Genomic DNA, 6890 nt, shown 5'->3' with positions numbered 1-6890 from the left:
GAAGAGTTTGCTATTCTTTTGCCTGATACAGACGAGAAAGGGAGCTATTATCTTGCCGAAAAAATACGCAACCTTGTAGAAAGCAAAACTTTTGAAGTAGACAGCTACAAAATAAATTTTACTATTTCCATTGGACTTTTAGTGGGAATTAATGTAGATAAACTTGACTACAATACTATTTATAAACTAACTGACGATGCACTTTATGAAGCTAAAAAAAGGGGAAGAAATAGAACAATCAAATATATTTACTGAGATAGTGCTTGATAATCTATCCAGAGAAGAACTTATTGATTACTTTATATCAATTAACGAAAAAAAATTCAGGGCAGATCAGGTTTACAAATGGTTATATTCAAAATCAGCCGATAATTTTGAATCTATGACCGACCTTTCAAAATCTTTGAGAGAAAAACTTGCAACAGGTACAAGACTTACGAAGGTTACGTTAGTTGAAACTACAAAATCCAAAATAGATGGAAGTATAAAATTATTATTAAAACTTGAAGATAACAACTTTATCGAATCTGTAATTTTAAAGGATTCAACCAGACTAACCGGGTGTATTTCATCTCAGGTCGGTTGCAGGATGGGGTGTAAATTTTGCAACACAGCAAAAATTGGACTTATCAGAAATTTATCATCGGCAGAAATAATCAGACAAATACAAAGAGTAAACGAAGTTGCTTTAAAAGAATATGGCAAGGAATTGTCAAATCTTGTCTTTATGGGAATGGGTGAACCGCTGGATAACCTAAATAATTTGATAAAGGCGCTTGAAATAATTCTTGATGAAAACGGAATGAATTTTTCCCATAGGAAAGTTACCGTGTCAACTTGCGGTATAAGCAATAACATAAGCAAGCTTTTCAAGCTGAAAAATGCCCCAAATATAGCCATTTCCCTTAATGCTACCAATGATGAAACAAGAAACAATATAATGCCAGTAAACAAAAAATTACCTTTAAACAGGCTACTGGAAGATATCAGAAAATTGCCTTTGCCAAAGAGGAAGAGAATTACATTCGAATACGTACTCCTCAAAAATATAAATGACTCTCTGGAGGACGCAAAAAGACTTATAAAAATGCTCCATAAAATCCCTTCAAAGATAAATCTTATTATTTATAATCAAACAGAAGATTCAAAATTTGAACAGATAGATTATGATAATGTTTTAAAGTTTCAAAAGATTTTAACCGATGCAGGCTTTTCTGCACTCATAAGAAAAAGCCTTGGTGCAGATATCGATGGTGCTTGCGGGCAACTTTATGCAAACTATCTAAAAAAAAGGGGGAAATATGTCGATTAAACTTCAAAATGGTGACCTGGCACCGGACTTTAAGCTTGAAGCAAACGACGGCAAGACTTATTCTTTAGAAAGTTTTAAAGACAATATTCTGGTGCTCTATTTTTATCCCAAGGACAACACTTCAGGCTGTACTACCGAAGCCATTGAATTTACAGCTCTTAAAAGTGAATTTGAAAAATTGAATACCATTGTCGCAGGCATAAGTCCTGACAGCATAAAATCACATTGTAATTTTGCTGATAAGCACAACCTTTCAATACTTCTTTTAAGTGACCAAGAAAAAAGTGTGGCAGAAAGTTACGGCGCATATGGTGAAAAAAAGATGTACGGCAAAACAACAAAAGGTATAATCAGGTCAACCTTTATAATAAAAAATGGAAAGATTTTGAAAAGTTACTATAATGTCAAAGCCAAGGGGCACGCTGAAAAAATACTAAACGATTTAAAAGAGTTATTGTAATATGAAAGAGACCATTAAATTTGAAGAAAAATTAAAAAGACTTGAAGAAATTGCAAAAAAACTTGAAAGTGAAGAAATAGGTATAGAAGAGTCGTTAAAACTGTTTCAGGAAGGTATGGCACTTGGTAAAGAATGTAAAAAAATCCTTGAAGATATTGAACTAAAAGTGCAAAAGGTTGTTGGCGAAATTCAGGAAGAAATCAAGACGGAGCCTTTCAATGAGTGATTTCAATCTAAAAAACTACCTTAGCTTCTGGTCAAAAAAGGTTGATGAGTGGATTGACAACTATCTTAAGCCACATAGTAAATACTCAGTTGGACTGACGGAAGCTATGAGATACTCGGTTTTTGCCGGAGGAAAAAGGCTCAGACCGGCTCTTATCTATTCCGCTTATGGAATATTTGAAAGCTACTTTGACAAGGTAACACCTTTTGCGTCAGCAGTGGAAATATTGCATACATATTCTTTGATACATGATGATCTACCTGCAATGGATGACGACGACTTGAGAAGGGGGAAACCTACAAACCATAAGGTATTTGGTGAAGCAACAGCAATTCTCGCAGGGGATGCACTCCTGACAAAAGCTTTTGAAATTATGACTGACAAAAAGATAAATCAAGATATACCTGCAGAAATGATGTTGGAGGCAACCCATAAACTTGCTGTTGCCACAGGGGATAAGGGGATGGTAGCAGGTCAATATGCAGATATCAAAGCTGAAAATAGTGAATTAGAAATTGAAAACGTCACGTTTATACATCAGAATAAGACTGCAGCTCTAATTGGGTATTGTACCGAGCTTGGGGGAATCCTCGGTTTTGCAAACGAAAAAGAAAAAGAGATTTTGAAAAACTTCGGGCAGAAGATAGGACTTGCGTTTCAGATTTATGATGATGTACTTGATTTGACAGGTACAACTGAAGAATTAGGTAAAAATGCCAAAAGTGACCTGGAAAACTGCAAAGCAACATACACTTCCTTTTACGGAGTTGAGAAATCTAAGAATATTGCTATTGACTTAATAAATGATGCGGTGGCTGAAATTGAATATTTCAAAACACCAGCACGCCCTCTTGTTGAAATAGCAAAATTTATAGTCAAAAGAAATAATTAACAGGTGAACAATGGGACTACTTGATACGGTAAAATTACCTGATGGAATACAAGCTCTGGACTACGACGCCCTAAAAAAACTTGCAGCTGAAGTTAGAGAGCTGATAATAGATGTAGTGTCAAACAATGGCGGACACCTTGCACCAAGTCTTGGTGTCGTGGAGCTAACTATTGCTCTCTTAAAGGTATTTAAACCTGATTTTGACAAAATCGTCTGGGATGTTGGACATCAGTCTTATGCCTACAAAATTTTGACAGACAGAAGGGAAAGATTTCATACTCTCAGGACATACAAAGGGATAAGCGGATTTATCAAACCATCTGAAAGTATTTTTGATGCATTTGGCGTAGGGCATACAAGCACTTCAATCTCTGCTGGGCTCGGTATAAAAATAGCTTCTGACATTCTGGGCAAAGGACAAAAAGTTGTTGCAGTGATTGGTGATGGCGCGATGACAGCAGGGCTTGCCTTTGAGGGTCTAAACAATCTTGGGCAACTTGACAAAAATATGATAGTAATCCTGAATGATAATGAAATGTCAATAAGCCCCAATGTAGGAGCTTTTTCAAAGCACCTGTCAAAAATACTTTCCGGAGATATTTACACAAGATTCAGAAAAGATGTTCAAAAATTTCTTGAAAATGCTCCTCTCGGAGGTCAACTGCTTCATGTAGCAAAGAAAATGGAAGAAGGACTGATAGGCTTTTTTACTCCGGGAGTTATTTTTGAAGAGCTTGGACTTAGGTATATAGGGCCAATCGATGGCCATAACATTAAAGATATTGTCTCAGCTTTGTCCAATGCATTAAAACAGGATGGTCCCGTACTTGTTCATGTTGCCACGAAAAAAGGAAAGGGGTATAAACCAGCAGAAGATAACCCTGATATATTTCATGGTGTTTCTTCTTTTGACAAACAAACAGGTAAACCGCTAAAATTTGCATCACAGAAGACATTTACCAGTGCCTTTGGAGATAAACTTGCTGATATTGCAATAAAGAATAAGAAAGTTGTCGCCATTACTGCAGCAATGGCTGATGGTACTGGCTTAAAAAAATTTGCTGAAATTTTTCCTGAAAGATTTTTTGACGTAGGAATAGCCGAACAACATGCAGTAACATTTGCTGCAGGACTTGCAATAAGTGGACTGAAGCCCTATGTGGCAATATATTCCACATTTCTTCAAAGGGCTTATGATCAGATAATACATGATGTTGCACTTCAAAATTTACCTGTCGTTTTATGTATAGACAGAGCCGGCCTTGTGGGAGCTGATGGCCCTACACATCACGGCAGTTTTGACCTTTCGTATTTAAGGTGTATTCCAAACCTCACAATTATGATGCCCAAAAACATTTATGAGCTGGAAAGGATGCTTGAAATGGCTCAAGATATAAACTCCCCCGTTGCAATAAGATACCCGAGGGGGGGTGAAGAAAATCTTGAAGGTTACATCGACTCAAGTATAGAACTGTATCGTCCGGAAATAGTATCAGGCGAAGGTGATATAGCTATTGTTACAGGAGGTCATATATTTTCACAAGGTTTTAATGCGCATAAGAAACTTGAAAAAATTGGAATAAAAACATCCCTTATAAATATGAGATTTCTTAAACCCGTTGAAACAGATAGCCTGATAAAAGTTTTAAATAACAAAAAACTAATAGTAACTATTGAAGAAAACAGCATTAAAGGTGGTATGGGGGAGGAAATAGCTTCTATCCTCTTAGAAAACAATATTTACACAAAAGTAATTAAATTAGGAATACCGGACAAATTTATAGAACACGGTGACGTAAACATTTTACGTAAGTTATTAAAAATTGACTCAGATTCAATTGTTGAGCTAATCTCAAGAGAATGCCAAAAGTAAGAATTGATAAGTTGATTGTTGAAAAAGGGCTTGCCGAGTCAAGGGAAAAAGCACAAAAACTGATAATGGCAGGCATGGTAATTTTGGATGGTAAAATTATCGATAAGTCAGGAACACTCGTAGATGAAAATAGTGATGTAATTCTAAAGGAATCGTTAAAATATGTCAGCCGTGGCGGATTAAAGCTTGAGACTGCATTAAAACATTTTAATCTGGATTTTACTGACAAAACTGTAATTGATATTGGGGCATCAACAGGAGGTTTTACAGACCTTTGTCTGCAAAATGGTGCAAAAAAGGTTTTTGCAGTGGATGTAGGAAAAAACCAGCTTCATGAAAAACTTCTAAACAGCCCCAGAGTAATGAACATTGAAAAAACAAATTTCAGATATATAGACTATGAAATAATTAATGAAAAAGTTGATATGATTGTTTCAGATGTGTCTTTTATATCATTGACAAATATCATTCCCAAAATTATTCAGTTTTGTCACTCAAGTACGGAAATTTGTCTTTTAATAAAGCCCCAATTTGAAGCCGGAGCAAAGCATGTTGGCAAAAACGGTGTAGTAAGGGATAAAGAGATTCATATACAGGTCATCACAAAAATAATTGATTTTGCTGAAGAGTATAAGTTATATACTCATGGACTTGTAGCTTCATCAATTAAAGGACCAAAAGGAAATATTGAATACCTTTTATATTTAAAGTATAATACAAAATGTAATGACAAAATAAATGAAAACGAAATCAGGAAAGTTGTTTATGAAGAATATTGCTATCATTGTTAAACCACATACCAATAATATAAGAGAGATTACTCTGGATATTATAAATTATTTAAAATCAAACAATAAAAATATAATCCTCGAAAAAAGAGCCGCTGAGGCACTTGACTCCAAAGAATTTTCAGATGACAGTGAAATCAGAGAAGAAGCCGACCTTTTGGTTGTACTTGGAGGGGATGGTACTCTTATATCCGCAATAAGACTTTTACAGGACAAAGATACGCCTGTAATGGGAATCAATCTCGGAAGGCTCGGATTTTTGACAGATACAAAACTTGAAAATGCAAAAGCTACCCTTGATGAGGTTTTTTCAGGAAACTTTTCTATTGAAAAAAGGATGAAATTTGACATTACAGTAAAAAAAGGCGACAATACTACATTTAAGACCAAAGTTATAAACGACCTCGTTATTAACAAGGGTGCACTTGCAAGAATAATAGATATCGATGTGTCTGTTGACAATCTTTTTATGAATACATACAGAGCAGATGGAATAATTGTATCCACACCAACAGGTTCAACCGCATATACCCTTGCGGCAGGAGGACCAATAGTTTATCCTACACTTAATTCTATCATTGTAACCCCGATATGCCCACATGCTCTGAGCCACAGGCCAATTGTCCTGCATGAGACAAGTAAATTGCAGATAAAAGTAAGAAATCTTGATGACAAAGTATTTATCACATGTGATGGTCAGGAAGGAAAAAAAATGGAAGCAAACGAAACTGTTTATGTGGAAAAATCAAATTCATCAGCAAATCTTATTGTTACAAAACACCACAACTACTTCACGCTTTTGAAAGAAAAGCTTGGCTGGGGCAGCAGCAATGCTTAAGATATTGTCAGTAAAAAATTTCGGAGTAATTGAGGACGTTTATATTGAGTTTGACAACGGTCTTAACATTATTACAGGAGAAACAGGAGCAGGCAAATCTGTCCTTATAGGCGCCCTCAAACTTTTGATGGGGGAAAGGTTTAATAAGTCACTCACAAGAAACACAGAAGAGTCAGTAAAAGTTGAAGCTGTATTTGAAGACAATTTTGATTTTTTGACTGAAGAAATCAGGGAAGAATTTGACATTGACAGTGAAATTATAGTTAAAAGAACAATCGACCCAACAGGTAAAAACAAAATAATGATAAACGGCAACTTAGCAACAGTGCAACAGCTCAAAGATATTATATCTGAAATCGTTGATATACATGGACAACATGAAAACCAAAAGCTGCTTAATCCCAAAAACCACATGAAATATATAGATAAGTACATTAAGTCCGGTAATCTCATATCATACAGGGAAAATTACTTTGAATATCTCAAAATTAAAAAAAAGTA

The 6890-nt window shown here is 35.3% G+C and carries 9 protein-coding genes; all 9 read left to right on the top strand.

The annotated features are described in order from the left end of the window. A partial coding sequence (locus ACTCAF_RS10675; protein WP_463063264.1) for a GGDEF domain-containing protein occupies window positions 1–255 on the top strand: 255 nt, incomplete at its 5' end. Next, complete coding sequence (gene rlmN, locus ACTCAF_RS10670) at window positions 206–1312, top strand: dual-specificity RNA methyltransferase RlmN (RefSeq protein WP_463063263.1); 1107 nt, start codon at window positions 206–208, stop codon at window positions 1310–1312. The genes ACTCAF_RS10675 and rlmN, both read left to right, overlap by 50 nt. Next, window positions 1302–1772, top strand: coding sequence for a peroxiredoxin (locus ACTCAF_RS10665; protein WP_463063262.1), 471 nt, complete (start codon window positions 1302–1304; stop codon window positions 1770–1772). Before rlmN ends, ACTCAF_RS10665 begins: the two co-directional genes overlap by 11 nt. A 1-nt stretch (window position 1773) precedes the next feature. After that, entirely contained in the window at window positions 1774–1998 is a 225-nt protein-coding gene (gene xseB / locus ACTCAF_RS10660; protein ID WP_463063261.1) for an exodeoxyribonuclease VII small subunit, read from the top strand. Then, on the top strand, window positions 1991–2890 hold the full coding sequence (locus tag ACTCAF_RS10655; RefSeq protein WP_463063260.1) for a polyprenyl synthetase family protein: 900 nt from the start codon (window positions 1991–1993) through the stop codon (window positions 2888–2890). Before xseB ends, ACTCAF_RS10655 begins: the two co-directional genes overlap by 8 nt. Window positions 2891–2900: 10 nt before the next feature. Then, the gene (dxs, locus tag ACTCAF_RS10650) at window positions 2901–4763 is read left to right on the top strand and encodes a 1-deoxy-D-xylulose-5-phosphate synthase (protein WP_463063259.1); all 1863 of its coding nucleotides are present in this window, start codon (window positions 2901–2903) and stop codon (window positions 4761–4763) included. Then, window positions 4751–5554, top strand: coding sequence for a TlyA family RNA methyltransferase (locus ACTCAF_RS10645; RefSeq protein ID WP_463063258.1), 804 nt, complete (start codon window positions 4751–4753; stop codon window positions 5552–5554). Before dxs ends, ACTCAF_RS10645 begins: the two co-directional genes overlap by 13 nt. Then, window positions 5502–6389, top strand: coding sequence for an NAD(+)/NADH kinase (locus ACTCAF_RS10640; protein ID WP_463063257.1), 888 nt, complete (start codon window positions 5502–5504; stop codon window positions 6387–6389). Before ACTCAF_RS10645 ends, ACTCAF_RS10640 begins: the two co-directional genes overlap by 53 nt. Then, window positions 6382–6890, top strand: a 509-nt coding sequence (locus tag ACTCAF_RS10635; RefSeq protein ID WP_463063256.1) for an AAA family ATPase, incomplete at its 3' end; no start/stop codon positions are given. The genes ACTCAF_RS10640 and ACTCAF_RS10635, both read left to right, overlap by 8 nt.

Source organism: Deferrivibrio sp. (genome assembly GCF_055117995.1).
The sequence above is the reverse complement of the archived record's forward strand: the minus strand, read 5'-3'. Positions and strand labels throughout refer to the sequence as shown.

Excerpts from the sequence above, each read along its gene's own strand:
- xseB (WP_463063261.1), top strand. The coding sequence starts at position 1,774 with ATGAAAGAGACCATTAAATTTGAAGAAAAATTAAAAAGACTTGAAGAA.
- ACTCAF_RS10640 (WP_463063257.1), top strand. The coding sequence starts at position 5,502 with ATGAAAACGAAATCAGGAAAGTTGTTTATGAAGAATATTGCTATCATT.
- rlmN (WP_463063263.1), top strand. The coding sequence starts at position 206 with ATGAAGCTAAAAAAAGGGGAAGAAATAGAACAATCAAATATATTTACT.
- ACTCAF_RS10645 (WP_463063258.1), top strand. The coding sequence starts at position 4,751 with ATGCCAAAAGTAAGAATTGATAAGTTGATTGTTGAAAAAGGGCTTGCC.
- dxs (WP_463063259.1), top strand. The coding sequence starts at position 2,901 with ATGGGACTACTTGATACGGTAAAATTACCTGATGGAATACAAGCTCTG.
- ACTCAF_RS10655 (WP_463063260.1), top strand. The coding sequence starts at position 1,991 with ATGAGTGATTTCAATCTAAAAAACTACCTTAGCTTCTGGTCAAAAAAG.
- ACTCAF_RS10665 (WP_463063262.1), top strand. The coding sequence starts at position 1,302 with ATGTCGATTAAACTTCAAAATGGTGACCTGGCACCGGACTTTAAGCTT.